3 protein-coding genes are annotated in these 2,901 nt (G+C 21.7%); all 3 read right to left on the reverse strand.

Features of this window, described 5'->3' with window-relative positions:
- Positions 1-42: 42 nt before the first annotated feature.
- A complete protein-coding gene (locus RI68_RS02475; RefSeq protein WP_017193659.1) occupies positions 43-1,305 on the reverse strand; it encodes an ATP-binding protein in 1,263 nt (420 codons plus the stop codon).
- A gap of 84 nt (positions 1,306-1,389) precedes the next feature.
- Complete coding sequence (locus tag RI68_RS02480; RefSeq protein ID WP_017193660.1) at positions 1,390-2,136, reverse strand: hypothetical protein; 747 nt, start codon at positions 2,134-2,136, stop codon at positions 1,390-1,392.
- A 48-nt stretch (positions 2,137-2,184) separates the two neighbouring features.
- A partial coding sequence (locus RI68_RS02485; RefSeq protein WP_038104685.1) for a hypothetical protein occupies positions 2,185-2,901 on the reverse strand: 717 nt, incomplete at its 5' end.

Below are 2,901 nucleotides of genomic sequence, written 5' to 3' on the forward strand. Positions count from 1 at the left end.
ATTTCCTTATATCTAGATAAAATATTATTATTTCGTTTAATATTATTGATTTAGATTTTCATTCATATAATCTAAATTAGGGCCGAAATATTCTTTAGAAGCTTCTTCTAAATCTGAAATTAAAATTTGTTGGTGTGAATGATTACCGGCAAATAAAAACGCCTGAAACAAAAAATTTTTTATTTTTCTAGTTGTTTGAATATCAAAAAAATGTTTTTTAACTTTGTCTAAATAACTTATATCTAAATCTTTTTCAATTTGGTCTGTTTTGTATTGTTCTTTATATGATTTTTCAATGTTTTCTCTATTTGATTGATCAGTTAAGACATCATCAGAAGTCATCAAAGACCCTTTCATTTCTTTTTGGGTTTTACTAATAGCTGGAATTTCGAATTTAAATTCTTTGCCGTTAGCTAAGTTGTGCTCTTTTTTACCTATCATTTTAGCATATTTTATAGGATTTTTAATTGCTTCTTCAAATCTTGGAATAATTTTTTCTTTTAAATAGTCTTCTGCATTTTTAGCGAATTTATATTTACCTGATTCTTGTATAAAATATGCTGCTCTTTCTTCATCATTGAAATAACCTAAATAAATAGGATCTAAACGATTTTGAATAGCACTGTCAATTTTATCTAAATGATTAGTCGCAGCAATAAAAAAAATAGGATTTTCGGGATCAGTATTTACACCATCTAATTCCATTAAAAATGTATTAGTTTTTTTAGCGTCTCCTGTTTCTAAATTTTGCGATGTTCTAGATTTGATTAACTCTTCAGCTTCATCTGCAAAAACAATAGAAGGGCTGTTTCTTCGAGCTTTTTTAAAAATTTCTTCTATTTCTTTAAGACTATGAGCAGAAGTAATATTATATAAATTCATTTTAGATTCTTTAGCAAAAGCTTGAGATATAAAAGTTTTCCCTGTTCCTGGTGGACCATATAAAAGAATTCCTTTAGGATAAGGTATTTTTGGGTTTTTTTTATTGTCATTCTTTTGTAACAAATTTTGAAAATCTTTTAATTTGTCTGGCTTAAATATATTAATATAACTATTTAATTTTTGTTTTAATTTTTTTTGTCCGAATACACCCTCCTCGAAACCAAGAAAGTGATCATAATTGTTTTCTGGTGGGGTTAACATTTCTAATATACTACTCATAGAACTATTATTACTAATAGCATTCGAATTTTTATCATTAACAGCCTTAATAGTATCCTTATTCTTAATAATGAACAAAATAATTCCTAATAAAAATAAAAAAATTAAATTAAATATAATTTTCTTTTTTTTAAAAAATGTCATTTTTTTAATATTTTGCCTCTTTCTAAATAAACTAGTTTTTTTATAAGTAACAATAAATATATTTATTGTTACTTATTTACTTAGTCACTTAATTATTATTCTTGGGATTTGCATAAATATTTTAGGTAGTCTTTCATTTCTTAGTAATTGAATTGTCTTCACTATCCATTTATTATAATCCCATATTGTTTTTTTGAACCTAGATATTTGTTCTTCTTCTACATCACATTTATCAAATTTATTAAAATCTTCTATAATAAAATTTAAAATATTAGCATAGCTACTTAAAAATGTTCTTCCATTATCAAAATCGTATTCTGTTAATTCTCGTTCTGGATTATAATCATAAATTCTTTGTCCATGACTAATACTCGAATTAATGCTTGAATGAAGTGTTTTCAATTCAATAAATTTTTCAAAACATTTATTATACCATTTTATAATTGTTATAATTTGATCACAAATATTTATCTCTTCTTTATTGTTAGTATCAATTTTCTCTCTTTGTTTTTCAAAATGAATCAAAGCATTTTGGAGATTTTTTTGAATTTTTTTTTCTTCTTTGTTATTTTTTACATCTTTTTTTATTTTGTTGAAATCTTCTTTTATTTGTTTCAAACCATCATTATCACTATGAAGCTCCGTATCTTTTTCTAAAGATTTGTTTATTTGCTCAATTTTTTGTTCCAAAACTTCCGAAGAAGAATTATCTTGTTTTTGAATCTGTTCTTTATTGCAAAAAATTAATTGATAAAAAAGAATACCAATCAATATAAAACTAATAATTTGAAAAAGTATTAAAATAAAAGTTTTTTGTTTTAATATTTGCATTTTTTATAATCCTAATCTTATTTATATTTTTTTATTTAAATTTCTAAATTATTTTTTTGAAGTCATTATTTCTTTCATGAAATTATCATTCCATGGTTCTTCAATTATTTGGTTAAATAAGAGACCATTTTGAGTTTTTATATAATTATTTATATCAATTTGATGTTTTTCAAAATCATCGAATTTTGACAAATCAATAACACAATTTTGAAATTTTTCTTCCATTTTATTATTCATAATTATTTTTGAAATGTTTGATGTATTTTTAGGATAAATTTGTTTAAATAATTCAATAAATTTATCAAAAATTTTAAAATAATATTCGATAGTTTTAACAAATTGTTCTATTTGAAGAATATATTCTTCTATTTGGATTTTGTCTAATTTAAATTGTATATATTCCATATCAAAAGGATTTAATTTTTTTTTATTTTTTTGTAATAATTTGTCAACTTTTTTATACAATTTAAGCAAATCTCGTTGTTTTTTCAAAAATATTTTTGTGAATAAATCAACATTTAATCTATTTTCTAATTTTTCAACTTCGATAATTATTTTTTCAATAGATTCTTTTTCTAAATCATTTGCAAAATATATTCGCTTACATTCTTCTGTTTTTTGTTTAAAACGATTATATTTATCAAAGTCAAAATTTAAAATATAGTCATTTGTGTCTGTATATATTTCTTTTTCTATCAAAGAATTTAATAATTCTTGTGATTTATTTTTTTTATTTTTTGTTATTATATTTTTTATTAAAATATT

The organism is Vaccinium witches'-broom phytoplasma str. VAC (genome assembly GCF_000309405.1).
Classification (GTDB): domain Bacteria; phylum Bacillota_I; class Bacilli_A; order Acholeplasmatales; family Acholeplasmataceae; genus Phytoplasma.

What these genes read in the sequence shown, in the direction of transcription:
- RI68_RS02480 (WP_017193660.1), bottom strand. Translation starts at nt 2,136, where the DNA reads ATGCAAATATTAAAACAAAAAACTTTTATTTTAATACTTTTTCAAATT.
- RI68_RS02475 (WP_017193659.1), bottom strand. Translation starts at nt 1,305, where the DNA reads ATGACATTTTTTAAAAAAAAGAAAATTATATTTAATTTAATTTTTTTA.